We start from the raw sequence: 26,055 nt of genomic DNA, 5'->3' as shown, positions 1-26,055 counted from the left end.
TCACTTGTGACTTATTCAACCCTCAAAAAAGATTCTCTCGCGTTCAGCCTGCTGGGCGCGGCCCAAGCCATCGCCCTGGTGCGCGACGGCGCGGCGCTGCCGCAAGCGCTGACCCAGGTATTTGCGCAATCGGCCGCTCCGGCGCCGACCCGCGGCGCCATCCAGGACATCGCCTACCGCACCATGCGCGGCATCGGACGCGCGGAAACCTTGCTGGGCAGCCTGGCCAGCCGGCCGCCGGAACCGACCCTGCTGCACTGTCTGCTGTGCGCCGCCTTGTGCCTGCTGGCCGATGTCGACGACCCTGCCTACGAAAATTTTACTGTGGTCAACCAGGCTGTCACGGCAGTCGATTCCGACCCGCAGATGGCCCACGCCAAGGGTATGGCCAACGCCGTGCTGCGCCGTTTCCTGCGCGAGCGCGAAGCCTTGGTGGCGATCGCCGTCAAGACGCCGTTCGGCTTGTGGAATTATCCGGTCTGGTGGATAGACCGCATGAAAGCAGCTTACCCGGAACAATGGCAAGCCATCCTGACTGCAGGCAACGCGGCGCCGCCGCTGACCTTGCGCGTCAACCGCCGCAAGACCACGGTAGCGGCCTACCTGGAAACCCTGGCCAGCCACGATATCGGCGCGCGCCAGATCGGCGCCGACGCCATCCGCCTGGATACCGCCATGCCGGTGACGCAGATTCCCGGCTTTGAAGACGGCCTGGCCTCAGTGCAGGACGCAGCGGCGCAACTGGCGGCGCCGTTGCTGGATGTGCAAGACGGCATGCGGGTGCTGGATGCCTGCGCCGCTCCTGGCGGCAAAACCTGCCATATCCTGGAAACCGCCGAGGTCGAACTGACCGCACTGGACAACAATCCCAAGCGCTTGCAGCGCATCACCCAGAACCTGCAGCGCCTGCAATTGCAAGCCACGCTGCAGCTGGGCGACGCCAGCATCAGCAGCGACGGCAAGGACTGGTGGGATGGCAAGCTGTTCGACCGCATCCTGGCCGACGTCCCCTGCACAGCCTCCGGTATCGTGCGGCGCCATCCGGATATCCGCTGGCTGCGGCGCAAGACCGATACCGAGCAGCTGGCAACACTTTCGGCAAAGATTCTGGACAATCTATGGCAGATGCTACGGCCGGATGGTAAATTGCTGCTGGTAACATGTTCTGTCTGGCCGCAAGAATCCGAGGCCCAGGCCGCGGCGTTCGCCCAGCGCAACAATGCCCGCAGGCTGCCGGCGCCAGGCCAGTTGCTGCCGCGGGCGGATGCCGAACAGGACCATGACGGGCTGTTTTATGCCTTGTTTCAAAAATGATGAAATAGAAAACTATCTGGCGCCGCAAGCAGCATGGCGCCGCCTTCCTTGTTAATGCACTATTTTTAGCGGATTTTGCTCCGTAACAGATACCAGTGACACGACCATTGCCTCAATTCTTAAAATACTGGCTGCTGGCCCTGATGCTAGCGCTGTCTTTTAGCCACGCGTCCAGCTTTGCTTCCGACGGCGTAGAGTTGAGCCAGGCCCATATCGAAGCTGGCGACGACGGTTACAGGCTGTCGGCAATCTTTTCCTTCGACCTCAACCGCGGCCTGGAAGACGTGATCAATCGCGGCGTCACCCTGTACTTTACGACTGATGTGGAACTGACGCGGCCGCGCTGGTACTGGTTCGATGAAAAGGCGATCACCGCCACGCAGACCATCCGGCTGCAATACAACCTCATCACGCGGCGCTATAACGTCGCCATCAACGGCAGCCTGCAGCAGAGCTTCACTACATTGGACGATGCCCTGGCGCTGATCCGCCGCCCTAGCCGTTGGCTGATCGCCGACAAGAGCGCGCTCAAGCAAGGCGAGGTGTACCGGGTCGCGGTGCGCATGGGCCTCGACCTCGGGCTGCTGTCCAAGCCGTTCCAGGTCAACGCCCTCAACAATAGCGACTGGCGTTTTTCTTCCGACTGGAAGAGTTTCAACTACAAGGCGGAATAGCCGTGTCGCGCGCATTACGTTATATGTTGGTAGTCGGCGGCGCCATTGTCTGCATTCTGCTGTTCCTGCTCTCTTCGGCGTCCTCCAATACTGATTTTTTCAACACGCACTATACTTGGCTGTTGGCCTTGAATGTGCTGATGGCGGTGGCGTTGTTCTTGCTGGTCTGCCTGCTGCTGGTGCGCCTGTACAAGCGCTATAAGCGCCGCCAGTTCGGCTCTCGGCTGACTGCCAAACTGGTACTCATGTTCGCCTTGGTCGGCATCTTGCCGGGCGCCGTGATTTACCTGGTGTCGGTGCAATTCGCGTCGCGCTCGATCGAATCCTGGTTCAACGTACACGTTGAAACCGCCTTGCAGGCCGGCGTCAACCTGAGCCATGCCTCCCTGGATGCATCGCTCAACGATCTGAGCACCAGAGCGCGTACGCTAGCGGGCGAATGGTCGGACCTTTCCAATTCGGCGCAAGCAACGCAATTGGGCCGGCTTGGCGACCAGAACCTGGAAGCATCGATTTTCACCGCCAACGGCCAGGTGATCGCTTCCGTAGGCGGTCACCTGGGGACCCTGGTGCCCACCTTGCCGACAGCCGCGATGCTGCAACGGGCACGCTTGCCGCGTGGCTATGCCGAGTTAGATAGCGACCTTGACGAACCCGGCAGCAGCGCCAAACCGGTGAACAGCAGCGACACCGGCAACCTGCGCCAGCACGTCATCGTCGCCATTCCTGCGCCGCTGAAAAGTTCGTCCTTGCAAAACGAAACGCATTTCCTGCAAATGATACAGCCGGTGCCGTCCTATCTGGCCTCTAACATCGGCCTCGTCGGCGCGGCATCGGCCGAATATCAAGAGCTTTCCGCAAGCCGCACCGGCTTGCTCAAGATGTATACAGGGACCTTGACGCTGACCTTGCTGCTGGCCGTGTTCGGCGCCATCGTCAGCGGCTTCCTGATCGCCACCGACCTGGCCAAGCCCTTGCTGCTGCTGGCCGAAGGCACCAAGGCGGTGGCCGAAGGCAACCTGTCGCCGCGGCCGATCGTCGCCACCTCGGACGAACTGGGCACCCTGACCCAGTCGTTCAACCTGATGACGCGCCAACTGTTCGACGCCCGCGCATTAGTCGAGAAGAATCGCAGCGAGCTGGAAAACGCCAAGGCCTACCTGGAATCGGTGCTGGCCAACATGTCGGCCGGCGTGATGGTGCTGGACGGCGATTTCCGCCTGGTCACCAGCAACCAGTCGGTGGGACGCATCCTGCAATACGATTTTTCACCGCACATCGGCCAGCCGCTCAACATCATCGACGGCCTGGCGCACTTTGCGGAAGTGATCACCAATGCTTTCTCGGAACAGAACGCACAATTCGCGACCGGCAAGATCGGCCCCGAGCTGCTGCACTGGCAGCAGCAGATCGAGATTCCGCGCCGGGTCGACAGCGGCGAGAACAGCGACAGCGACGACATCATCCTGCTGGCGCGCGGCTCGCGCCTGCCGGTCGAGAACCGCACCGGCTACGTGGTGGTGTTCGACGATATTTCCGACGTCATCTCCGGCCAGCGTTCGATTGCCTGGGGTGAAGTGGCGCGCCGCCTGGCGCATGAAATCAAGAACCCGCTGACGCCGATCCAGCTCTCGGCCGAACGGCTGCAGATGAAGCTGGAAGACAAGCTGATGACCCAGGACGCCGCGATCCTGAAGAAGAGCACCGACACCATCGTCAACCAGGTGGCGGCAATGAAGCGCATGGTGGACGATTTCCGCGACTACGCCAAAACCCCGCCGGCAGTCCTGGGCGAGCTGGACCTGAACGTGCTGGTGGCGGAAATCCTCCACCTGTACCTGGCCGGCGACGAACGCGACATGATTCACGCCTCGCTGGCGCCGGACCTGCCGCTGATCATGGGCGACGCCACCCAGCTGCGGCAAGTGATCCACAATCTGCTGCAGAATGCCCAGGACGCCGTGCTGGACCGTGGCGACAGCGTAGAGCCGGCACGCATCGACCTGGTGACCGAGCGCGTCAGCTTCCAAAGCTCGGACGGCTTGTCACGCACCGCGGTGCGGCTCTCGATTACCGATAACGGCGCCGGATTCTCGCCTAAAATACTGGCCAGGGCGTTTGAGCCTTACGTCACCTCGAAGCCGCGCGGCACCGGTCTCGGCTTGCCTATGGTGAAAAAAATCATCGACGAACACGGCGGCCGCATCGATCTGCAGAATCGAAGCGACACAAAGGGCGCAAAAATCCTGATTTTGCTGTTAAAGTTAGCCTCAAGTCATGTTTCGACGGTAATCGACTCATGATTCGGCCATAATTTGATACAGAACACCTGCAAAATGACGGTTGAGTGATATAGCATGTATCCGGACGCGGAAATAAAACAACGAGACATCAACAATTTAACTGGGCCATCTGAGCGGTCCACACAGTGGGATTTGATGCAACAGGAAATGGGAAGGCAACCGCATGGCTAACATCCTAGTCGTTGACGACGAAATGGGAATTCGGGAATTGCTCTCGGAGATTTTAGGTGACGAGGGGCATGTAGTAACCGCCGCGGAAAATGCACAACAGGCTCGCGAGTTTCGTCAGGGCGGCGTGCCCGACCTGGTGCTGCTCGACATCTGGATGCCCGACACCGACGGCGTGACGCTGCTCAAGGAATGGCAGCGCGACGGCTTGCTGACCATGCCGGTCATCATGATGTCCGGCCACGCCACTATCGACACCGCGGTAGAGGCGACGCGCATCGGCGCCCTGAATTTCCTGGAAAAACCGATTGCCCTGCAAAAGCTGCTGAAAGCGGTACAGCAGGGCTTGTCGCAAGGACCGAAGACCGCCCGCGCGCCAACCCTCTATCCGCAGCCGGTCACCGCAGCCAGCGAACTGGGCGACGTGGTGGCCGTCTCCGGCGCCTTCAGCAATCCGATCTCGTCTGAAAGCGGACACGCGGCAGCAATGCCTTCCGTAGCCGCCGCCTCCGAAAACCTGTTCTCGACCTCGTTCGGCCTGCCCTTGCGGGAAGCGCGTGATGCTTTCGAGCGCGCCTATTTCGAATACCATCTGATCCGCGAAAGCGGCAGCATGACCAGGGTGGCGGAAAAAACCGGCCTGGAACGCACCCATCTGTACCGCAAGCTGAAGCAGCTCGGCGTCGACCCAGGAAAGTTGTCAAAAAAGGGCGGATGACCGTCACCACCCTGGTTAGCGGCAGGCCGGCGAGCGCGCGCGAAGCGGCGATCTGGTCTGCACTGCAGCAAGAAGCGGCGCCCGCCGGCGTCCACCAACATACCGCACTGATACTGGAAGGCCTGGCCGACGGCAAGCTGGCGGCGGCCGACCTGCCGCCAGAACTGGAAATCAAACGCATCGCCCCGGGCTGTTTTTGCTGCATTGGCAACCTGACGCTACGAGTCACTTTGAACCGGCTGCTACGCAAAGCACCTGCCCGCTTGTTCATCAGCATCGCAGACGACACCCATCTGTCGCAAATCCGCGCTTTCCTCAGCCAGCCGCCGTACGACGCGTATCTCTCCCTGACTCCGGACCTGACGGTCTGAGCCACTGCCGGCCGGCAGCGGGAATTGCCCTGCGGCCATGCAGCATTTTCCTGCCGCCGGTACGCAACTTTCCTGGGGTTTAGCCCTCTAAGATGGTGCATATGGCAATCATAAGAATAATTCCAATAGCAACGTCCTATATACATTCTCTAACAAATCCTATTAGCACTCTGTATTAGAGAGTGCTAATATATTCCCGTCATACGTCTGATCGTTGATCAACCGGCAGCCTGAGCTGGCCGGACAGCAAGGAGAAAGAATGAAGAATCCATCAGTCAGCACCGCATTAATGCCTACCGAGAGCAACGCCCTGGCGCTCGGCTTTTCCGGCACGCTGGGGAATATCGACGCCTATATCTCGGCTGTGAACCGCCTGCCGATGTTGACACACGATGAAGAAATTTCTCTTGCGCAACAATTGCGCGATAAAAATGACCTCGGCGCCGCGCAAAAGCTAGTGCTGTCGCACCTGCGCCTGGTGGTTTCCATCGCCCGCGGCTACCTCGGTTACGGTTTGCCGCACGCCGACCTGATCCAGGAAGGCAATATCGGCCTGATGAAAGCCGTCAAACGCTTCGACCCGGACCAAGGTGTACGGCTGGTGTCCTACGCCATGCATTGGATCAAGGCCGAAATGCATGAATACATCCTGAAAAACTGGCGCCTGGTGAAAGTAGCCACCACCAAGGCGCAGCGCAAGCTGTTTTTCAATCTGCGCAGCCACAAGGAAGGCCTGGACGCGATGACGCCGTCACAGGTGGACGCCTTGGCCAAGACGCTCAACGTCAAGCGCGAAGAAGTGATCGAAATGGAAACGCGCCTGACCGGCCGCGATATCGCGCTGGATGCGCCTACCGATGACGACGATGACAAATTCGCACCGATCGCCTATCTGTCGTCGGAATCGCAAGAGCCGACCAAGGTGCTGGAAGCCCAGCGCTACGACCGCCTGCAATCGGAAGGCCTCGAGTCTGCCCTGAGCAAGCTGGATGAACGCTCGCGCCGTATCGTGGAAGCCCGCTGGCTGGCCAACGACGATGGTTCCGGCGCCACCTTGCATGAGCTGGCGGATGAGTTCGGTGTGTCGGCCGAGCGCATACGGCAGATCGAAGCAGTTGCCTTGAAAAAAATGAAAGGCTCGCTGGCGGCATTTGCCTGATCAGCGACCTTCCCGCCGGAGCCCCCTGTGACCTGACGGTCCAGGGGGCTTTGTTTTTGCCTGCTACACTATTGCTCATACACAAACATAAGCACAAACATGAGCAACGATAAAAGAAAGCACGATGATTAGCGGCAATACAGACAAGGGGAATTTCTCCGACTCACTCTACCGCCAGGTGATGGCTGAAGATTTCGATGCGCTGGCGCCTGACCTGCAGCATTTTCACAGCCTGCGCGGACAACTGACGCTGCATGGACGCTGTACGGTCAAAGGACCGGAGACCATGCTCGGGCGCTGCCTCGGCCGGCTGTTCTCCCTGCCTAAAGCTTGCGCGGAAACCAGCTTCATGTTTGAACTGGATGCCGACAGCGAGCAGGAAACCTGGCGCCGCCGCTTTCCCGGCCGCACCATGGCGTCGCGCATGCATGTCAGCGCCGGCAGGCTGGTGGAACAATTGGGGCCGGTGGCCCTGCACTTCGCGCTCAGCGTCACGGAAGGGCGCTTGAACATGCGCCTGTTGCGCATCACATGCTGCGGCATCGCCTGTCCGGAATTCATGATTCCTGCCGTGCTGGCCGAAGAAACCGGCGCCGACGGCAAACTGTACTTCAACGTCGCCGCGAAACTGCCGCGTGTGGGAGTACTGGCGCAGTATCATGGCTACCTCGATCTCAGACAGGTGAAAAGCAGGCCATGAACTGGAATGCAAAAAGGCAGGATCACAGCGAAGCGGTCCTGCCTTTTTAACACGCGTGGCGGCCTCGCCGCCACGGATCATTGCAACAGTAATTTCAAGTCATGCGCGATCGGCTCCGGCCCCTGGCCATGGCGTATGAACAGACGGATGTGGCCGTCCGGATCGAACACATAGCTGCCGGCTGTGTGGTCCATGCTGTAGCTGCCCGGAGTCTTACCCGGCACCTTCTGATAGAACACACGGAATTCCTTGGCCACCTTTTCGGTAGCGGCAGCATCGCCGTACAGGCCGACAAAGCTCGGATCGAAAGCCGGCACATACTTGGACAGCAACTCTTGCGTATCGCGCTCCGGGTCAATCGTGACGAACAATACCTGCACCTTGCTCGCCAGCGGCCCCATCTCCTTCAGCACATTGGCCATTTCCACCATAGTGGTCGGGCAGACGTCGGGGCATTGGGTATAGCCGAAAAACACCACCACCACCTTGCCCTTGTAGTCGGCCAGCGTGCGCGGCTTGCCGGTATGGTCGGTGAGCGCGAAATCGCGGGCGTAGCCGAGGCCGGTGACGTCGGTATTGTTGAACGCGGTCTTGGCCGGCGACAAGGTCATTTCCTGGCTGCCGCCGGCCGATTTGTCGCTGCATGCCGCCAGCGACAAGGCCATCAGCAAGCCGGCGAACAGAGAGACGACGGGGGTGACACGCTTCATGTTGACTTTCAGAATTTGAGGTAATGGTCGACCAGCAGCGCGGCGAACAGCAGCGACAGATAGATGATCGAATAGGCAAAAGTCTTGCGCGCGATCAGATCGGTGTAGTGCTGGTAGATCTGCCATGCGTACCACAGGAAAACCAGCCCCAGCAGCGCCGCGCTGGCCAGATAGATCAGGCCGCTCATGCCGACCGCGAACGGCAGCATGGTCGTGGCGACCAGCGCGATGGTGTAGAGCCAGATCTGCAGCTGGGTGAATTTCATGCCATGCGTGATCGGCAGCATCGGCAGGCCGGATTTGGCGTAGTCGTCGCGGCGGTACATGGCCAGCGCCCAGAAATGCGGCGGGGTCCAGACAAAGATGATCAACACCAGGATCCAGGCTTGCATCGGTACGTCGTTGGCAATGGCCGCCCAGCCCAAGGCCGGCGGCATGGCGCCGGCGAGGCCGCCGATGACGATGTTCTGCGGCGTCGCCGGCTTCAGGATGATGGTGTAGACGATGGCGTAGCCGACAAAGGTGGCGAAAGTCAGCCACATGGTCAACGGATTGACGAAGTTGTACAGCACCCACATGCCGCTGCCGCCGATGACGCCGGAAAACACCAGGGTCTGGTTGACGGTGATCTCGCCGCGCGCCATTGGACGGCGGGCGGTGCGCGCCATGCGCGAATCGATTTCGCGCTCGACCAGGCAGTTGACGGCGAAAGCGGCGCCGGCCAACAGCCAGATGCCGATCGTCGCCGCCACCACCCGTTGCCACTCCGGCAAGCCCGGGGTTGCCAGGAACATCCCGATCACTGCGCAAAATACTGCCAGCTGCGTCACCCGCGGCTTGGTCAGCGCCCAATACTGGGCAATTCGGTTAGGAGGTATGGTCAATGCGGTCATGGATGCTGGTTGAGGCTCTCAACAATTGCTGAATGGCTAGCTGCCGCCGAAACGGCATGCCGGCCAGGGACGAGTCTAGCCTTGTAGTTTAACATGACCAGCAGCACCAGCAGTGCCGCCGCCCCACCGTTGTGGACGACAGCGATCGCCAGCGGCCAGTTAAAGTAAATAGTAGACAAGCCGGTGAACAATTGCAAACCAATAACAATCAGCAGCCAGCGTCCGGTATTTTGCAAGCCGGCGGTGCGTAGCGCTTTCCAGGCCAGCCAGACGATGAAGGCGATCACCACGAAGGCAAAGCTGCGATGGGTCCAGTGGATCGCCGTCAGCGCCTGGAAAGTCAGGAAATCGCCGTCGGCGGTCATGCCAAGGTGGCGCCACAGCGTAAAGCCGTTGGCAAAATCCATCTGCGGCACCAGCGCGCCATGGCACAGCGGGAAGTCGGTACAGGCCAGGGCAGCGTAGTTAGTGCTCACCCAGCCGCCGAGGGCGATCTGGATCACCAGCAGCAGCAGCGCAACCATCGCCGGTTTGACCAGGCCGGCGGCGCTGGCCGCCACCGGCGCATGATCGCTCTGGCGCGCCGCCAGCCAGGCCATCATCGCCAGCAAGGTCAGGCCGAGCAAGAGATGGGTGGTGACAATCACCGGCTGCAGTTTCTGGGTCACGGTCCAGGCGCCGAAAGCGCCTTGCAGGCAGACGCAGAAAAACAGCAGGGTCGGAAACCAGGGTGAGAACTTGACCTGCCTTTGCACAGGCTGCTTGCGCGACTTCAGCCAGCGCATCCAGCTGATACCCATCAGGGCGATGATCAGCACGCCGACGCCCATGGCGAAATAGCGGTGGATCATTTCGATCCAGGCCTTCTTCACCGAGACCGGCCCGAACGGCATGGCTTCCTGCGCGGCGCTGATGTGTGCATGCGCCAGCAACGGATTGGAATGGCCGTAGCAACCGGGCCAGTCGGGGCAGCCGAGGCCGGAATCGGTCAGCCGGGTAAAGGCACCGAACATGATCAGATCGAAGGTCAGGAACAGCGTCACCCATACCAGCTTGCGGTATTTATTGGTGTCGCTGGAAACCCAGACCACGCAGAACGCCAGCACGGCGACCAGCACGCCCATGCTGCCGAGCTGGACCAGCATGGGCGCCGTCATTGGAAGCTCCTCATGGCAAACTCATCCTATCGCCGAAGCGCGCAGCAGTTTCGACAGGTCTTTCTTGACCTTGTTCGGATCGGCATCCTTGGGGAAGCGCATCATCAGGTGGCCGAGCGGATCGATCAGGTAGATATGGTCGGCGGCGCTGGTGCCCTCTTCGGTCGGCAGCCACGCTTTCAGCAGTTCCGGCTTGACCCGTAGCAGCTTGGTGCCGTCGTATTCGCGCATCACCATGGTTTGCAGAGGCTGCTGGTCGGTGATCAACCAGACGCGCTCGATGCGCTCCATTTCCTTGCCTTGCATCAGACGCAGCTGGCGCATTTCAAACAGCTTGTCCTGGCAAGCCTTCTGGCAATCGCCGCCGTCGACCTGCACCATCAGCCATTTGCCTTTGTAGGAGGTGAGCGATTCCGGCTTGCCGTCGAGCGCGGTGCTGCCCAGTTCCGGAATCGGGTAATCGCGCGGATCGATCAGGGCGCCGTAATTGGTGCGGCTTTGCGGCTTGATCACGTAATACGTGAAATAAGAAGCCAGCATCGGCGCCGCGCATACCGCGATCACCGCAAACAGTTTCCAGCGGCCGCTCTGACGCTGCTTGTCCTGCGCCGGCGGATTAGCCGGACTGCTGAGCGGCTGGCTTGTTGGTATTTTCTGATCCACGTCTAAATCCTGTCACAACAAAAAAAATGAAGGCCATCACCGCCAGCGCATACCACTGGAAGGCATAGCCACGGTGTCTTTCAATTCCTAGCGATGGGCTGGGCCAGGTCCGCTGCAACTGATCGCCGGCGGCGCTGGTCTGCTCTACCACGAACGGTTGCAGCTTGAATTTGCTGGCTGCAGCGAATTCGCCGATCGCCAGATTCTGCACGATAGCCCCGGGCTGCAACGGACCGGCGTCGCCCAACTGCATGACATGACCGAAATCTCGCCTGACCAGCCCCTCTATTTCAACCGTGCCGGCCGGGGTCGGGTAAGGCGGCAGCTTGCTGCGGTCCGACGGGTCGCGCGGCAGCCAGCCGCGTGCCACCAACACATAATTATCCGAGCCCGCGCCGGAGTCAGCCAGCTTGAACGGCATCAGCACATAGAAGCCGGCCACGCCGTTCAACGGACGGTTGTCCAGATAGACAGGCCAGCCGCCAATAAATTCACCGCGCAGGGCCAGGCGGCGGTATTCGAGCTGGTCGAGGTCGGCCGGCGCGCCACTGAACCTGAGCAGCGGCGCTGTCTGCCGTTGCCGCAGTTTGTTCTCGATCAACTGCTTTTGATCGCCGCGCCATGTTTGCCATTGCCCCAGGCCGATGCCGAGCGCCACCAGCAGGACCGTTGCGATGAACGGTATCAAGCGGAAACGAAAGCTGCGGAAACCGGGTATTGAGTGATTCCGCATTACAATATCGCCTTAGTCAACATTTCCCCTGGCACAAAATGAAAATCGTCGTCGCCATTGCCTTCATCCTGATCATCGGCAGCCTCGCCTCCGCATTGATATTCCTGATGCGCGACAAGGGTAAAAGCAACCGCACGGTGCAGGCCCTGACCTGGCGCGTCGGCCTGTCGGTCTGCCTGTTCCTCATGATACTGCTCTTGTACAAGCTGGGTTATATCCAGCCGACCGGCCTGCACTGAAAGGCCAAAGCCGTCGTAAAAAAGGCCGCACCGAGGTGTGGCCTTTTTCATGCATCGACGCTCAGCTCGTAGGGTGGGCACCTGTGCCCACGCGGAACCTCGATCAAACGAGGAGTGAACTCAGCGTGGGCAGAAAATCTGCCCACCCTACGGTTGCCGGCTTTACAGCCAGTACACCACCACATACAAGCCGAGCCAGACGACGTCGACAAAGTGCCAGTACCAGGCTGCGCCTTCAAAGGCGAAGTGATGATCCGGGGTGAAATGGCCCTTCAGCACGCGGTACAGCACGACCGACAGCATGATGGCGCCGATGGTGACGTGGAAACCGTGGAAGCCGGTCAGCAGGAAGAAGGTCGAACCGTAGACGCCGGAGGTCAGCTTCAGGTTGAAATCGGTATAAGCCTCGATGTATTCGGCAGCCTGGAAGCCCATGAAAGTGGCGCCCAGCACGATGGTGGCGAACAGCCAGGCCGCGGTCTTGGCACGATGGCCGGCGCGCAGCGCATGGTGGGAAATCGTCAGCGTCACGCCGGAAGTCAGCAGCAGGAAGGTGTTGATGGTCGGGATCGGGAACGGGCCCATGGTGCTGAACGGTTCGATCGTGCCGGCTGGACCGGCATTGCCCCAGTGCGCGGAGAAATCAGGCCACAGCACCTTGTTGTCAAGATCGCCCAGCCATGGCATCGAGATGCTGCGGGCATAGAACAGGGCGCCGAAAAACGCCGCGAAAAACATCACTTCAGAGAAGATGAACCAGCTCATGCTCCAGCGGTACGAAGTATCGATGCGCGCGCTGTACATGCCGCCTTCGGATTCGCGGATCGAATCGCCGAACCACTTGTAGAGCACGACCAGGAACGACAGGATGCCGAGCCCGCACAGCTCCGGTCCCCAGACTACGCCGTTGACCCAGGCCGCCGCGCCAGCCATGGTCGCCAGCAACGCCGTGCCGCCCAGCACCGGCCACTTGGACGGACCGGGAACGAAATAGTAAGGTGCACTGCCTTGTTGAGAACTCATTGCCATCTCCAGATACAAATTTAATTAGTTATTTCAATATTTGCGGGACAAACTGCAAGAAGGGCCGGCCTGCGCCCGGACTGCACTGTCCTCAACCGATTAAAGATCTTGTGCTGCACTTACGTATTACTTGGCCACCACCAGCTTGACGATCGTGATCAGTATTCCAATAAAAATCAACACTCCGAGGATGGCGGCGATCACCACATGTATCGGGTTCAGCTGCGCCGCATCGCTTTCATAGTCTTTCCTCTTGCGCACGCCGAAAAACGACCAGAATATCGCTTTCATGGCCGCGCCAAACGAGGCTTTGCGGCGGCTTGCTTGCTTCAGATCCGACATTCAATACCTTTGCGTTGACCTGCCTGGTAGTTAACTTGCCGGCTTGTCCGGCTGGCCCGCAATTTCAAAAAAAGTATACGACAGCGTAATCAGCTTCACATCCTTAGGTATAGCAGGATCTATGTAAAACACCACCGGCATTTCCTTAGCCTGGTTCGGGCCCAGAGTTTGCTGGGTGAAACAGAAACATTCGACTTTCTTGAAGAACTCCGCCGCCTGCATCGGCGCGTAGCTTGGAATCGCCTGGGCATCCATCTTGCGCGCCTGCTTGTTCACTACTTCATACACTACCGTGGTCATCTCGCCCGGATGCACTTGCACACTGCTGACGGTAGGCCGGAAGCGCCATGGCCCCTGGGTATTGGCATCGAACTCCACCGTAATGGTGCGGCTCTTGTCGACCTGGGTATTGGCCGGCGCTGCCACCGTGCCATCCTTCGGCGTCAAGTAATTGACACCGGTGATTTCGCAGATCTTCTTGTACACCGGCACCAGGCCGTAGCCGAAGCCGAACATCATGACGGCGATCACCATCAGCTTGCCCAGCATCTGCCAGTTCATCTTCCGCGATTCGGCCTTGGCGCTGCCGTCTTCAGGATTGCTCATCTACTTGAACCACAGCATCTTGACGAAGATCGCAATGAAGAAACCCAGGGCCAGCAAGCCGACCAGCAAGCCGGTGCGCAGGTTATTCGGTTTTTTTTGCTGACTCATATTCAACACCTATTCAACATCCATGCAGCGTTGGCGGGCGGCAGATGCCCCCGCCGCTTCCATTATTTAAAGACTGGCGGCGTTTCGAAGGTGTGGAACGGTGCAGGACTAGGAACGGTCCATTCCAGGCCTTCAGCGCCTTCCCATGGTTTATCAGCTGCCTTCTTGCCGCCCTTGATCGATGGAATGATCACGAAGAACAGGAAGTAGACCTGGCTCAGGCCAAAGCCCAACGCACCGATCGAAGCCAGCATGTTGAAGTCGGTGAACTGCGCCGGATAGTCAGCGTAGCGGCGCGGCATGCCGGCCAGCCCCAGGAAGTGCATCGGGAAGAACGTGACGTTGAACCAGACCAGCGAATTCCAGAAATGGATCTTGCCGCGGGTTTCGTTGTACATGAAACCAGTCCACTTCGGACCCCAGTAGTAGTAACCGGCAAACAGCGCGAACAGGGAACCGGCCACCAGCACATAGTGGAAATGCGCCACCACATAGTAGGTATCCTGCATCTGGATGTCGATCGGCGTCACCGCCAGGATCAAGCCGGTGAAGCCGCCCATGGTGAACACGAAGATGAAGCCGATGGCGAACAGCATCGGCGTTTCGAAAGTCATCGAACCGCGCCACATGGTAGCGATCCAGTTGAAGATCTTGACGCCTGTCGGCACCGCGATCAGCATCGTTGCGTACATGAAGAACAGCTGCGCAGTCACCGGCATGCCGGTGGTGAACATGTGGTGGGCCCAGACGATGAACGAGAGGATCGCGATCGATGCGGTTGCGTACACCATCGATGCATAGCCGAACAGCTGCTTGCGGGCGAAGGCTGGAATGATCTGCGAGACGATGCCGAACGCCGGCAGAATCATGATGTACACCTCAGGGTGGCCGAAGAACCAGAAGATATGCTGGTACATGACCGGATCGCCGCCGCCGGCAGCGTTAAAGAAGGAGGTGCCGAAATGACGGTCGGTCAGAGTCATGGTGATCGCGCCGGCCAGCACAGGCATGACGGCGATCAGCAGGTAGGCGGTGATCAGCCAGGTCCAGCAGAACATCGGCATCTTCATCAGCGTCATGCCAGGCGCGCGCATGTTGAGGATGGTGGTGATGATGTTGATCGAACCCATGATCGACGAGGCGCCCATGATATGGATCGCGAAAATCGCCATGTCCATGCCAGGTCCCATTTGCGTCGACAGCGGCGCATACAGGGTCCAGCCGGCAGCGGTAGCGCCGCCAGGCACCAGGAATGAAGTCGCCAGCAGCAAGGCTGCAGGAGGCATCAGCCAGAACGAGAAGTTGTTCATCCGCGCAAACGCCATGTCGGAGGCGCCGATCTGCAGCGGGATCATCCAGTTGGCGAAGCCGACGAAGGCCGGCATGATCGCACCGAACACCATGATCAAACCGTGCATGGTAGTCAGCTGGTTGAAGAACTCCGGCTTGAAGAATTGCAGGCCAGGCTGGAACAGCTCGGCGCGGATCAGCAGCGCCAGCACGCCGCCTGACAGCAGCATGGTGAACGAGAACCACAGGTACAGGGTGCCGATATCCTTGTGGTTGGTGGCGAACAGCCAGCGGCGCCAACCGTGTGGGTGGTCGTGCGCGTGGTCGTCGTGAGAATGATCGTGTGCGTGATCGACTGCGGTAGTGCTCATCTCAATCTCCTGGATTTCAGTGGAGGACAGAGTAATTCGTCACAAGCTTCGCTTGCTGACTCATAAACTCTGTCCCCCAAAAGTTTTATTTACGCGCAGCCAGCACTTCTGCCGGTTGGACAATATTTTCTTGTGCCTTGTTGGACCAGTTGTTACGGGTATAGGTAATCACCGCAGCAATTTCGGTATCCGACAACACGGCTTTCCAGGCTGGCATTTGCAGCGCGCCGTCGATCTTGCCGTTCAACACGACGTTGATCTGGGCCGCACGCGGACCGTTCACGATCGGGTCGCCATCCAGCGGCGGGAAGGCGCCGGGGACGCCCTTGCCGTTAGCCTGGTGGCAGGCCGCGCAATTGGCGGTGTAGACTTTTTCGCCGCGCTGTTTCAGTTCGTCGATGGTCCAGGTCTTGCTCGGGTCGTCTGCCTGCGCAGCCATTTCCTTTTTCTTGCCGTCGACCCAGGCCTTGTAATCAGCATCGCTGAGGACGTTGACGACGATAGGCATGAAGGCGTGGTCCTTACCGCACAGCTCAACGCACTGGCCGCGGTAGACGCCGACCTTTTCGGCCTTGAACCAGGTGTCGCGCACAAAACCGGGAATCGCATCCTGCTTGACGCCGAAAGCCTGCACGGTCCAGGAGTGGATAACGTCGTTGGCGGTAGTGATGATGCGGATCTTCTTGTTGACCGGCACCACCATCGGATTGTCGACTTCGATCAGGTAGTTGTCGTTCTTGACCTTGGTCGAGTCGACTACCTGTTCGTGCGGGGTGGAGAGGTTGGAGAGGAAGGAAATGCCGGCGCCATCGCCGTTGAGGTAGTCATAGCCCCATTTCCATTGCATGCCGGTGACCTTGATGGTGATGTCGGCATTGGAGGTGTCTTTCATCGCCACCACCGTCTTGGTGGCCGGCAAAGCCATGCCGATGACGATCAGGAAAGGAATCACGGTCCAGGCGATTTCGACGCCAGTGCTTTCATGGAAACTGGCCGATTTGGCGCCCAGCGACTTGCGGTGCTTCAGGATGGAATAGAACATCACCCCGAAAACCGCCAGGAAAATCACCAGGCAGATGATCAGCATCAAATTGTGCAGATCGTAGATTTGCTGTGCAATTTCGGTGACTGGCGGCTGAAAGTTCATCCCGAGTACTTTAGGACCACCCGGACTATCGACCACCGCCCATGAAGGCATTGCTGCCGCCAGGAGCGACGCACCGAGCGTCAACGATGTAAGGCGCTTCGCATATTCCATGATTTCCTCAAAAGCCCAAAAATTATAATTTTATCAAGCACCAGGCAATGATCTGCGCTGTATCTCCTGCTTCAGCTCTCGCACAAACTCACGCCGCTTCCATTCCGTCAAAAACTGGCCTACTTCTACCCGTGTGCCAAGTGCTTCCAGGCCGATGAGACCCTTGCTTGTCTCCTGCACTGCAATCCGGATGGAACGCAAATCCAGTTTAAATTGTCGAATTTCCTGCGCCTGTATCAGTTCTACAAGCAGATAGTCGTCCAGCATCGCAATATGCTCGCGGTCCGTAGCGTGGCGCGCGTAAATCAGAAACGCGATAGCCACCGCCGACATTTCCAATACCGCGAACAGTAATACGAACCAGGCGCCGCGCAAGGTAAAAGCTATCGCCACGGCCATCGAGGTCGCACAGAGGATTACGTAGAAAAAACCAAGCTGGCGCGGCGCGATAGCGCAGTTACGCCTCAAGTCCCATTCCCGCTTAATCATGATGCACCACCGACATCAAGCATGTTGCCTGTACGCACAAGCTAAAACCTTTGAAGTATAAGGGCTAAAGGAACTTGTTATCAAGGAGAATCAAATCCCTCGAAACAGCCCCGCAAATACCCCTCAAACCCCGCTTTCAAGCCATACAGCCAGCCCCAGGCTGGCACCCCGCCCGCCCCGCAATAAGCGGTTTCTGATAGTCGCTATATGCGAAAACCAGTATATCTGCCAGGACCGGAACAAGGTTCACGAGGCAAATTGACAACACTTTCCTTTATACCTTAAAACAATTAGGGTCAGAGTCGATTTTTTGCCGGCCAGCGGCATGCCTATCGATTCCGCCAAGAAAGGGAGCAGCCTCAAGGCCGCAAATAGGCGTAGCCCTGCGATTGCAGGTCTGCCAGCATCACCACCGCACCCTTGTCCGCCACGCCAAAACCCGGCAACAGGTCTTTCAGCTCGACTTTCTGCGCTTTCATGGTGTTGATGCAGGCGTTCATCTCCAGGCCGGTTTTGGCCACCTGGGCGACCTGGGCGCTGAATTCCTGGCTGGCCTCGCCGGCGTGAAATGCCCTGAGCGCCGCGCCGTGTATCACCAGTACGATTTTCACCTTGTCCGGGCCGCCCATGCCTTCGAAATGGCTCTGGATATTGCCGAGCACGAAGGCAACCCGCCCCTGCTCGCTCAAGTGATAGGCGACCTTGGCTTTATCAACAGCGGCGGCATGTGCCGGCTTGGCAGTCGCCGCCAGCACGGAAGCCGCGCCGATCGAAGAAAACATGGTCCACAGGATGCTGCGTCGTTGCATCGTCACTCCCGGTCGGAAAAATGAAACAGGATAGGACGGCCTTGGCCAAGGCCGTCCAGGCAATCAACCTTAACCCAAATCCGCCAGCGGGTGATCTTTCTCTGGCCATGGGTCGTCGAAAAAGCCGTTGCCCCAGTCCTTGCTGACTTGCGCAAGTGTGGCAGGCTGCCATTTCGGCTGGCGGTCCTTGTCGATGATCAGCGCCCGTATGCCTTCGGCAAAATCGGTGCGGGCGGCGCAATGCAGCGACACCACATATTCCAGCCGGAACACTTCAGCCAGCGACATGTGCAGCGCGCGCTTTTGCAACGCGTGCGACAGCCACGCCGAAGCCGGACTGCCGGCGACCAGCGTGGCGATACCTCTTTGCAGCCAGGTGTCGTCGGTCTGCAGGCTAACGATGTTGTGCACCACTTCATCCAGCGTCGGCGCGCTGCACAACTGATGTATCAATTCGAAACGCTGGCGCAACGGCGTTGGCGCAGCAGCGAATGCCGACTTTGACTGCTGCTCTGCCGCCAGCAAGGCCCGCGTCAGCAGCACATCGTCCTGCTTGCCGTCCCACGGCTGCTCCAGCAAGGTGGCCAGCAGCGCCTGCTTCTGGCCGTGCTCCAGCTGATAATCCGCGAGGCGAGCGAAGATGGCGTCGGCCGCGCCGAAGGAGGCGCCAGTCAGCGCCAGGAACAGACCCAGCTGCCCCGGCATGCGGTTCAGGAACCAGGTGCCACCGACATCCGGGTACAAACCTATCGTAATTTCAGGCATCGCCAGGCGCGACTTTTCGGTCACCACGCGATGGCTGGCGCCAGCCATCAGGCCGATGCCGCCGCCCATCACGATGCCGTGGGCCCAGGCCAGCATCGGCTTGGGATAGGTATGAATCAGGTAGTCGAGACGATATTCGCGCTCGAAGAAATCGCAGGCGTAGGGATTACTCTTGATGTCCGCGCTCTGGCCGGATGCATGCTGGTCCAGCATGGTGCGGTACAAACCCTGCAGGTCGCCGCCGGCGCAGAAAGCCTTTTCGCCGGCCGCCTGCAGCAGCACCACGGCGATCTGCGGGTCGTTGGCCCAGGTGCGCAATTGCGCATCGAGCAGGTCGACCATTTCCAGCGAGATCGCGTTCAGGGTCTTTTCGACATTCAGGGTAGCGACGCCGATGCGCTTGCCGTTGGCTGCGCTCAGTTCTTCAAACAAGGCCGGCGCCGCGCTCTTCACTGCATCATTCATTATTCATTGCTCCAGACAGGCGGACGTTTTTGCAGGAAGGCGTTGACGCCCTCCTTCTGGTCCTTGGTATCGAACAGATCGAGGAACAGCTCGCGCTCCACCGGCAGCAACGTGGCCAGCGGGTTGGCGCGCGCGCCCTGGATCAATTTCTTGCAAGCGCTGACGCTGGACGGACTCTGGCGCGCCACCTGCTCGGCCAGCGCCAGTGCGCGCTGGCGGCCTTCGCCTTTTTTCACCAGCTCTTCCACCAGGCCGATACGCAATGCGGTTTCAGCATTGACGCGCTCGCCGCACAAGATCATGCGCTTGGCCCAGCCTTCGCCCACCAGCCAGGGCAGGTTCTGGGTGCCGCCGGCGCAAGGCAGCAAGCCGACCGCCGCTTCCGGCAGCGCCATCTGCGCCTGCTCCTCGGCGATGCGCAGATCGCAGGCCAGCGCGCATTCCAGGCCGCCGCCCATGGCGTAGCCGTTGATGGCGGCAATCGAGACGCCGCGGAAGGCCGACAAGGTTTCGAATGCTTCGCCGAAACGGCGCGCCATCTCGCGCGCCATGACCTTGTCGCCATCGGCAAACAGTTTCAGGTCGGCGCCGGCGCTAAAGAATTTCTCGCCTTCGCCGGTGAGCACCAGGCTGTAGATGTTGTTGTCGGCATTCAGCGCTTGCACCAGCCGGGTCAGGTCGCGCAGGGCGTCGCCGGTCCAGGTGTTGGCCGGCGGATTGGCCATGGTCACCACGGCCGTGTGGCCAATGATTTCCAGGCGCAGGTTGGTGTAGCTCGCGTCGCTGTAAGAATTGCTCATCGGATGTCCTCGTTGGATGCATTGCCCAGCAACTGGCGGGCGATAATCACGCGCATGATTTCGTTGGTGCCTTCCAGGATCTGGTGCACGCGGACGTCGCGGAAATGGCGCTCCAGCGGATACTCGCGGATATAGCCATAACCGCCATGGATCTGCAGCGCTTCATTGCAGATCTGGAAGCCGATGTCGGTGGCGAAGCGTTTCGCCATTGCGCAATACGTGGTGGCGTTGGGATCCTTGGCATCCAGCTTACAAGCGGCCAGGCGCACCATTTGGCGCGCTGCGACCAGTTCGGTCTGCATGTCGGCCAGCTTGAATTGCAGCGCCTGGAAATCCGACAGCGGCCGGTTGAACTGGCGGCGCTCGCTCATGTAGGCATGCGCCGCATCCAGCGCCGCCTGGGCGGTACCGACCGAGCAAGTCGCGATGTTGATGCGGCCGCCGTCCAGGCCGCGCATCGCCAGCCGGAAGCCTTCGCCCTCCTGTCCCAGCAAGTGGTCGGCAGGAATCCGTACATTGTCGAAGCTGATGGTGCGGGTCGGCTGGCTGTTCCAGCCCATTTTTTCTTCCTTGCGGCCATAGCTGATGCCCGGCGCATCGGCCGGCACGACAAAGGCCGAGACGCCATGCGCGCCGCCGGCGCCGGTGCGCGCCATCAGCACCAGCACATCGGTGGAACCCGCGCCGGAAATAAATGCCTTGGAACCGTTGATGACGTAGTAGCCGTCGGTCAGCACGGCGCTGGTTTTCAGCGAGGCGGCATCGGAACCTGAACCGGGTTCAGTCAGGCAGTAAGAACCGAGTTTCTGACCGACCGCCAGCTTGCCGCACCAGGCGTCTTTCACGGCCGGCGTCGCCCAGTTGGCGATCATCCAGCTCACCATGTTGTGAATCGTCAGGTAGGCGGTAGTCGACGTGCAGCCGCGCGCCAGTTCCTCGAACACGATGGTTGCGTCAAGCCGCGACAAACCCAGGCCGCCCACTTCTTCCGGCGTGTACAAGCCGCAAAAGCCGAGTTCGCCAGCCTTGGCGATGACATCGACCGGGAAAATCGCTTCGGCGTCCCATTTGGCCGCATGCGGCGCCAGTTCTCCTGCGGCGAAATCACGCGCGGTCTGCTGGAATGCGCGTTGATCTTCTGATAATTCAAAATCCATGGTGGTCTCTCTCCAAAGCGAATAAGGGGCAGTGATTGCTGCTGACGGCAATTTATATCCCAGCAGAATAGCAATAATTGACGTTAACGTAAACGTCACCCAACCCGTTTGGACGAAAAAAGGGCGACGGGGAGAATGCCGTCGCCCAACTCGCTGCCACTGAAAACGTTTGAATCCGGCCGCTCCGCCTTGCCTATTTAGGCAGCAGCACGGTATCGATGACGTTGATCACGCCGTTCGACTGATTGACGTCATAGGTGCTGATGTTGGCAATATGGCCGCCGTCGTCGACCACGTAGATGTTATGAGGCCCATTCTGCATGAAAGTCAGCTTGCCGCCGCTGGCGGTCGCCAGTTCAGCCTTGCCGCCGCCCTTCTTGATTTCGCTTTCCAGCTTGGCATAGCCATAGCGGCCCGGCACCACGTGGTAGGTCAGGATCTTGGTCAGGGTTGCCTTGTTTTCAGGCTTGACCAGGGTTTCCACCGTGCCGGCCGGGAGCTTGGCGAAGGCGGCATTGGTTGGCGCGAAGACAGTGAATGGGCCCTTGCCCTTGAGGGTATCGACCAGGCCGGCGGCTTTGACCGCTGCCACCAGGGTGGTATGGTCGGCCGAATTGACAGCGTTGTCGACGATGTCCTTGCTGGGGTACATGCTTTGGCCGCCCACCATCACGGTGTCTTCTGCATGGGCCGCGCTGGCGGCGATCAAAGCGGCGGACAAAGTCAAAGCATAGGTAAGTTTGCGCATGATGATTCCTTAGAATGAGAGTCAGTTTCGGAGCCTGCACAGTGATATACGCAACTGCGCCGAAACTGGATTCGCCGGATTCAAAAAAAATCATGCAACAAGATGGCGATGCAAAAACTGCATTGCCGGAAGAAGTGAAGTAAGCCGATAGGCCGGATTCTGTTACGACGTTCAGGCTTGCGCCCTCGCGTTATGACAGCCATTCCTCTAGGCGCTGGATTGCTCCAGCGCTCAAGCTCTCTACCCGCACGCTCCGCGAGCAACATCAACGCGTGCCTATTTGAGATTGCTCCGGGTGGAGGTTACCGCGTTTCACCGTAACTTAATACGCTCGTCTCTGTGGCCCTATTCCTCGCCTCGCGGCGGACGGCCGTTAACCGTCACCCTGCTCTATGGAGTCCGGACCTTCCTCCCGCCGGCGCCTTGCAGCGCCAGCCAGCGGCTGTCTTGGCTTACTTCAGGCGGCATTCTACCGCAATGCGCGGCCGGTCCCGCCGATGGCATGCTGATATTTCGCTATTATTTGATGAAGGACGGCGATTTGCGCCAATTCATGCTGCACGGCGATGCCAAATTGGCATGAGACAGAAGCGCTGCGCCTACGTATAGTATCCAGGAAATATTGCAGTGCAAAACGCGCCTTACGCATCGACAGCGCGGCGGCCTGCGACATCATTCAAACCTTGCGCAACAGGACAGCACCCATGCACATCTGCGTACTCGGCGCCGGCATCATCGGCGTAACTTCCGCCTACCGTCTGCTGGAGGCCGGCCATACGGTGACCCTGGTCGATGCGGCGGCGCAGCCCGGCAGCCAGACCAGCCTCGGCAACGGCGCGCAGCTGAGCTACTCCTACGTGGCGCCACTGGCCGATCCCTCGGTGTGGACGCACTGGCCGGAATACCTGTTGAGCGCCGATTCGCCGCTGACCCTGCGGCCGAAAATGGATACGGCGCAATGGCGCTGGCTGCTCAAGTTCCTCGGCGCCTGCAACAGCAAGCGGGTGCGCCAGACCACTATCGACCTGCTGCAGCTGTCTTCCTTCAGCCGCGACCAGTTGCGGCAGCTAACTGCCGCCGTCCCGCTCGATTTCCAGCACCGCACCGCCGGCAAGCTGGTGCTGTACAGCCACGCCAAGGGCCTGGAAGGCGCGCGCCGGCAAATCGCATTCCAGGCGCAGCACGGCTGCCAGCAAGAGATCATCGACCATGACCGCTGCCTGCAGATCGAACCGGCGCTGGCCGGCGCCAAACGCGACTGGGTCGGCGGCGTCTACACGCCGAGCGAAGAAGCCGGCGACTGCGCCAAATTCTGCCAGCAACTGGTGGCGGCCATGGCGCAACAGCCAGGCTTCCGCTTCGCCCATTCGCAACGCATCGGCAAGCTGGAAATGCGCGACGGCGCATTGCGCGCAGTGCATGCCGGCGCAGAAAAAATCGAAGCCGAAGCCTTCGTGCTGGCGCTCGGCGCCGACAGCGCCGGCTTTGCGCGCCAGGCCGGCTTCTCGCTGCCGCTGTATCCGCTCAAGGGTTACAGCATCACCGTGCCCTTGCACGACGCCAGCCATCAGGCCGCGGCGCCGCAAGTATCGATCACCGACCTCGCCAAGAAAATCGTCTACGCCAGGCTCGGCGACCGCCTGCGCGTCGCCGGCAGGGTGGAACTGGTCGGCATGGATCGCAGCATCCCGGCCGCCGCCATCGACGAACTGAAGCGCGGCGTCGGCGAACTGTTTCCCGGCTGCGCCGACCTGGCGGACAGCGCCGCCCTGTCGCCATGGACCGGATTTCGGCCGGCGACGCCCAGCGGCGTGCCCATCGTCGGCGCCTCGCCGTTGAAGAAGCTGTACCTGAACGTCGGCCACGGCAGCCTAGGTTGGACCCTCGCGCACGGCAGCGCGAGCCTGCTGGCGCAACTGATCGCCGGCAAGGCTACAACCATCGACGCCAGTCCCTTTGCCTATCACTCCTAACCTGCAGTCGAGGACAAACATGAAACTCATCACCAACCAGCAAGTCGCCGAACTGATCAACACCAGCGATGCAATCGACGCCATGCGCCAGGCCTTCCAGGGCATAGGCCAGGGCGCCCAGCAAGCGCGCATGCGCACCAGCGCCGCCGGCAGCAAGGGCCCGCTGATGATGTCCAGCATGGGCGCCCTGCTGCCCGCCGCCGGCATCGCCGGCTACAAGGTCTACACCACCGTCAACGGCAAATTCCATTTCGTCACCGTACTGTTTTCCACTGAAGACGGCCGGCCGCTGGCGACGATTGAATCCGACACCATGACCGGCCTGCGCACCGCGGCCGCCACCGCCGTCGCCGCCGACCATCTGGCTAACCAGGATGCCGCCACGTTGTCGGTAATCGGCACCGGCGTCCAGGGACACTCGCATGTGCCGGCCCTGCTGGCGGTGCGCCAGTTCAAGGAAATCCTGATCGCCGGCCGCAGCGGCCAGCAGCAGTTCGCCGAACAGATCACCCAGCAGACCGGCGTGCCGGCGCGCGCCGTCAGCATCGATGAAGCAGCGCAGTCAGGCGACGTGGTGGTGACCGTGACTCGCTCAGCCGAACCGCTGTTCTCCGGCGATCTGCTCAAACCAGGCGCTTTCGTCGCCGCCGTCGGCGCCAGCAAAGGCAACCTGCGCGAACTCGATGACCGCGCCATTGCCCGCGCCAATGCGCTGGTGGTGGAATGGAAGCCGCAGGCCCAGCAGGAAGCCGGCGACCTGCTGCTGTGCCAGCCAGGCACCTTCGACTGGACGCAGGTATGGGAACTGGGACAAATCGTCGACGGCAGCAGCAGCTACCGGCGCCAGCCGGACGACCTGGTGATCTACAAAGCCATCGGCGTCGGCGTCGAAGACATTGCCCTGTCCGGCCTGGTCTACCGCCGCGCCTGCGAACGTTTCGGCTGGTAAGCCGGATCATTCCTACGCGCCGGCCAGCGTGACATGACTTGCCGCCGCCAGGACGGCGGTCTAGAATCGGGCTCTCACTGCCGCCGGCGATAAAATCGCCGGCGGCAGTCAATGCACGATTACCGACGACCGGCCCCCATGGAATTCCACTTACTCAGCTTCATGAAGACGGTGCTCTTTGTGCTGGCAGCGCTGCTGCCGATCATGAACCCGCCCGGCGGCGCCCCGATCTTCCACTCGCTCACCATCACCGCCTCCGACGCCACCCGCAATTCGCTGGCGCGGCGGGTCGCCATCAATTCCTTCCTGCTGCTGGTGGGCGGCATGTTCATCGGCACCCACGTACTGGCCTTCTTCGGCTTGTCCCTGCCGGTGGTGAAGGTCGCCGGCGGCCTGCTGGTGGTGGCCACCTCCTGGAAAATGCTGAACTCCGACGAAATGCCGAAAGGTGAAGCGGTGCCGGAATCGCTCTGGACCGAGGAACTGGCCTCCAAAAAAGCGTTCTACCCGCTGGCGTTTCCGCTCACCGTAGGCCCCGGTTCGATCTCGGTCGCCATCACCCTCGGCGCCGGCGTGCGCGTGCCCAACGTACCTCTGCCGCTATCGCTGGTAGCCGCCGTGGTCGGCCTGGCGCTGGCAGCGCTGGCGGTCTACCTCAGCAACCGCTTTGCCGGAGTACTAATCCGCCTGCTGGGCGACACCGGCACCACTGTCATGCAGCGCATGACCTCCTTCATCCTGCTCTGCATCGGCGTGCAGATCCTGTGGGACGGCATCAGTGGCCTCTTGATGATATGGCAAGCGCATTGATTTAAGCGTGGACAAAGCGGGCGCTGATGATAATATTATTGCCTCACCAACCCACACGGAGATCACAAAATGATCAAGAAAGTCATGGTTATCGCAGCAATGTTCGGCATGTTCGGCGCAATATCCGCTTGCAATACGGTAGCGGGCGTGGGTAAGGACGTGCAGACCGGCGGTGAAAAGGTGCAGGATGCTGCGCAGGATGTGCAGAAGAAAATGTAATTCTGGGTAGATTGGCATGGAGCGGGCGGTGTTATTGGTCGCTCCTTGCCGTTCCCGTTGCAGCAATACTT

29 protein-coding genes and 1 other RNA gene are annotated in these 26,055 nt (G+C 60.1%); 12 read left to right on the top strand and 18 right to left on the bottom strand.

What is annotated here, in order from left to right:
- The first annotated feature begins 6 nt into the window (after window positions 1-6).
- From rsmB to CPter91_RS03040, 7 genes are all read left to right on the top strand, one after another.
- Window positions 7-1,314: a 16S rRNA (cytosine(967)-C(5))-methyltransferase RsmB gene (gene rsmB, locus CPter91_RS03070; protein ID WP_061936779.1), complete on the top strand. Its 1,308-nt coding sequence runs from the start codon at window positions 7-9 to the stop codon at window positions 1,312-1,314.
- 143 nt (window positions 1,315-1,457) lie between these two features.
- Window positions 1,458-1,988 carry a DUF4390 domain-containing protein gene (locus CPter91_RS03065; protein ID WP_061936775.1) on the top strand — a complete coding sequence of 177 codons (531 nt, stop codon included), beginning with the start codon at window positions 1,458-1,460 and terminating at the stop codon, window positions 1,986-1,988.
- Window positions 1,989-1,990: 2 nt separating this feature from the next.
- The gene (locus CPter91_RS03060; RefSeq protein ID WP_061936772.1) at window positions 1,991-4,291 is read left to right on the top strand and encodes a sensor histidine kinase; all 2,301 of its coding nucleotides are present in this window, start codon (window positions 1,991-1,993) and stop codon (window positions 4,289-4,291) included.
- Window positions 4,292-4,454: 163 nt separating this feature from the next.
- Window positions 4,455-5,177 carry a response regulator gene (locus CPter91_RS03055; protein ID WP_061936769.1) on the top strand — a complete coding sequence of 241 codons (723 nt, stop codon included), beginning with the start codon at window positions 4,455-4,457 and terminating at the stop codon, window positions 5,175-5,177.
- On the top strand, window positions 5,174-5,548 hold the full coding sequence (locus CPter91_RS03050; protein ID WP_061936766.1) for a hypothetical protein: 375 nt from the start codon (window positions 5,174-5,176) through the stop codon (window positions 5,546-5,548). Before CPter91_RS03055 ends, CPter91_RS03050 begins: the two co-directional genes overlap by 4 nt.
- A gap of 259 nt (window positions 5,549-5,807) precedes the next feature.
- Entirely contained in the window at window positions 5,808-6,707 is a 900-nt protein-coding gene (gene rpoH / locus CPter91_RS03045) for an RNA polymerase sigma factor RpoH (RefSeq protein WP_061936763.1), read from the top strand.
- Between the two features lie 124 nt (window positions 6,708-6,831).
- Window positions 6,832-7,407 carry a DUF4166 domain-containing protein gene (locus CPter91_RS03040; RefSeq protein ID WP_061936760.1) on the top strand — a complete coding sequence of 192 codons (576 nt, stop codon included), beginning with the start codon at window positions 6,832-6,834 and terminating at the stop codon, window positions 7,405-7,407.
- A 77-nt stretch (window positions 7,408-7,484) separates the two neighbouring features.
- On the opposite strand, the gene CPter91_RS03035 is transcribed toward CPter91_RS03040, so the two are convergent.
- Genes CPter91_RS03035 through CPter91_RS03015 form a run of 5 tightly spaced genes read right to left on the bottom strand, consistent with a single transcriptional unit; the run spans window position 7,485 to window position 11,563 of the window.
- Window positions 7,485-8,117 (bottom strand): SCO family protein, encoded by a 633-nt coding sequence (locus tag CPter91_RS03035; protein ID WP_205631650.1) that lies wholly within the window; start codon window positions 8,115-8,117, stop codon window positions 7,485-7,487.
- A gap of 8 nt (window positions 8,118-8,125) precedes the next feature.
- Entirely contained in the window at window positions 8,126-9,010 is an 885-nt protein-coding gene (cyoE, locus tag CPter91_RS03030; RefSeq protein WP_061936758.1) for a heme o synthase, read from the bottom strand.
- On the bottom strand, window positions 9,007-10,167 hold the full coding sequence (locus CPter91_RS03025) for a COX15/CtaA family protein (RefSeq protein ID WP_061936755.1): 1,161 nt from the start codon (window positions 10,165-10,167) through the stop codon (window positions 9,007-9,009). Before CPter91_RS03025 ends, cyoE begins: the two co-directional genes overlap by 4 nt.
- Before the next feature lie 21 nt (window positions 10,168-10,188).
- Window positions 10,189-10,830 (bottom strand): SCO family protein, encoded by a 642-nt coding sequence (locus CPter91_RS03020; protein WP_082792568.1) that lies wholly within the window; start codon window positions 10,828-10,830, stop codon window positions 10,189-10,191.
- Window positions 10,784-11,563, bottom strand: coding sequence for an SURF1 family protein (locus CPter91_RS03015; RefSeq protein WP_061936752.1), 780 nt, complete (start codon window positions 11,561-11,563; stop codon window positions 10,784-10,786). Before CPter91_RS03015 ends, CPter91_RS03020 begins: the two co-directional genes overlap by 47 nt.
- A 38-nt stretch (window positions 11,564-11,601) precedes the next feature.
- Here CPter91_RS03015 and CPter91_RS03010 point away from each other — a divergent pair, with 38 nt between their 5' ends.
- Window positions 11,602-11,802 carry a twin transmembrane helix small protein gene (locus CPter91_RS03010; protein ID WP_061936749.1) on the top strand — a complete coding sequence of 67 codons (201 nt, stop codon included), beginning with the start codon at window positions 11,602-11,604 and terminating at the stop codon, window positions 11,800-11,802.
- Between the two features lie 162 nt (window positions 11,803-11,964).
- Here the strand turns inward: CPter91_RS03010 and CPter91_RS03005 are convergent, their stop codons facing one another.
- The 13 genes from CPter91_RS03005 to CPter91_RS26400 form a co-directional block, all read right to left on the bottom strand.
- Window positions 11,965-12,831 (bottom strand): cytochrome c oxidase subunit 3, encoded by an 867-nt coding sequence (locus CPter91_RS03005; RefSeq protein ID WP_061936747.1) that lies wholly within the window; start codon window positions 12,829-12,831, stop codon window positions 11,965-11,967.
- 120 nt (window positions 12,832-12,951) lie between these two features.
- Complete coding sequence (locus tag CPter91_RS03000; RefSeq protein ID WP_061936744.1) at window positions 12,952-13,167, bottom strand: DUF2970 domain-containing protein; 216 nt, start codon at window positions 13,165-13,167, stop codon at window positions 12,952-12,954.
- A 30-nt stretch (window positions 13,168-13,197) separates the two neighbouring features.
- Window positions 13,198-13,773: a cytochrome c oxidase assembly protein gene (locus tag CPter91_RS02995; RefSeq protein ID WP_061936741.1), complete on the bottom strand. Its 576-nt coding sequence runs from the start codon at window positions 13,771-13,773 to the stop codon at window positions 13,198-13,200.
- A gap of 170 nt (window positions 13,774-13,943) precedes the next feature.
- Complete coding sequence (gene ctaD / locus CPter91_RS02990) at window positions 13,944-15,542, bottom strand: cytochrome c oxidase subunit I (RefSeq protein ID WP_061936737.1); 1,599 nt, start codon at window positions 15,540-15,542, stop codon at window positions 13,944-13,946.
- Window positions 15,543-15,627: 85 nt separating this feature from the next.
- Complete coding sequence (gene coxB, locus CPter91_RS02985; RefSeq protein WP_061936734.1) at window positions 15,628-16,800, bottom strand: cytochrome c oxidase subunit II; 1,173 nt, start codon at window positions 16,798-16,800, stop codon at window positions 15,628-15,630.
- 33 nt (window positions 16,801-16,833) lie between these two features.
- Window positions 16,834-17,289: a DUF2244 domain-containing protein gene (locus CPter91_RS02980; RefSeq protein ID WP_061936731.1), complete on the bottom strand. Its 456-nt coding sequence runs from the start codon at window positions 17,287-17,289 to the stop codon at window positions 16,834-16,836.
- A 359-nt stretch (window positions 17,290-17,648) separates the two neighbouring features.
- Entirely contained in the window at window positions 17,649-18,098 is a 450-nt protein-coding gene (locus CPter91_RS02975) for a DsrE family protein (protein WP_061936728.1), read from the bottom strand.
- A 69-nt stretch (window positions 18,099-18,167) separates the two neighbouring features.
- Window positions 18,168-19,328 carry an enoyl-CoA hydratase/isomerase family protein gene (locus tag CPter91_RS02970; RefSeq protein ID WP_061936725.1) on the bottom strand — a complete coding sequence of 387 codons (1,161 nt, stop codon included), beginning with the start codon at window positions 19,326-19,328 and terminating at the stop codon, window positions 18,168-18,170.
- A complete protein-coding gene (locus tag CPter91_RS02965) occupies window positions 19,328-20,128 on the bottom strand; it encodes an enoyl-CoA hydratase (protein ID WP_061936722.1) in 801 nt (266 codons plus the stop codon). Before CPter91_RS02965 ends, CPter91_RS02970 begins: the two co-directional genes overlap by 1 nt.
- The gene (locus CPter91_RS02960; protein WP_061936719.1) at window positions 20,125-21,285 is read right to left on the bottom strand and encodes an acyl-CoA dehydrogenase family protein; all 1,161 of its coding nucleotides are present in this window, start codon (window positions 21,283-21,285) and stop codon (window positions 20,125-20,127) included. Before CPter91_RS02960 ends, CPter91_RS02965 begins: the two co-directional genes overlap by 4 nt.
- Window positions 21,286-21,478: 193 nt before the next feature.
- Window positions 21,479-22,033: a fasciclin domain-containing protein gene (locus CPter91_RS02955; RefSeq protein WP_061936716.1), complete on the bottom strand. Its 555-nt coding sequence runs from the start codon at window positions 22,031-22,033 to the stop codon at window positions 21,479-21,481.
- Window positions 22,034-22,165: 132 nt separating this feature from the next.
- An RNA gene (gene rnpB, locus CPter91_RS02950) (RNase P RNA component class A) lies at window positions 22,166-22,492 on the bottom strand.
- 10 nt (window positions 22,493-22,502) lie between these two features.
- A complete protein-coding gene (locus tag CPter91_RS26400) occupies window positions 22,503-22,709 on the bottom strand; it encodes a hypothetical protein (RefSeq protein ID WP_150119614.1) in 207 nt (68 codons plus the stop codon).
- A gap of 28 nt (window positions 22,710-22,737) precedes the next feature.
- Here CPter91_RS26400 and CPter91_RS02945 point away from each other — a divergent pair, with 28 nt between their 5' ends.
- The 4 genes from CPter91_RS02945 to CPter91_RS02930 all read left to right on the top strand — a co-directional run bounded on the left by CPter91_RS02945 (window position 22,738) and on the right by CPter91_RS02930 (window position 25,984).
- Complete coding sequence (locus CPter91_RS02945; protein WP_061936713.1) at window positions 22,738-24,006, top strand: D-amino acid dehydrogenase; 1,269 nt, start codon at window positions 22,738-22,740, stop codon at window positions 24,004-24,006.
- 19 nt (window positions 24,007-24,025) lie between these two features.
- Window positions 24,026-24,955: an ornithine cyclodeaminase family protein gene (locus tag CPter91_RS02940; RefSeq protein WP_061936710.1), complete on the top strand. Its 930-nt coding sequence runs from the start codon at window positions 24,026-24,028 to the stop codon at window positions 24,953-24,955.
- A gap of 138 nt (window positions 24,956-25,093) precedes the next feature.
- Window positions 25,094-25,765 carry a MarC family protein gene (locus tag CPter91_RS02935; protein ID WP_061936707.1) on the top strand — a complete coding sequence of 224 codons (672 nt, stop codon included), beginning with the start codon at window positions 25,094-25,096 and terminating at the stop codon, window positions 25,763-25,765.
- Between the two features lie 99 nt (window positions 25,766-25,864).
- Window positions 25,865-25,984 carry an entericidin A/B family lipoprotein gene (locus tag CPter91_RS02930; RefSeq protein WP_335340133.1) on the top strand — a complete coding sequence of 40 codons (120 nt, stop codon included), beginning with the start codon at window positions 25,865-25,867 and terminating at the stop codon, window positions 25,982-25,984.
- The last annotated feature ends 71 nt before the right edge of the window (window positions 25,985-26,055 follow it).

Source organism: Collimonas pratensis (assembly GCF_001584185.1).
Classification (GTDB): domain Bacteria; phylum Pseudomonadota; class Gammaproteobacteria; order Burkholderiales; family Burkholderiaceae_D; genus Collimonas; species Collimonas pratensis.
The sequence above is the reverse complement of the archived record's forward strand: the minus strand, read 5'-3'. Positions and strand labels throughout refer to the sequence as shown.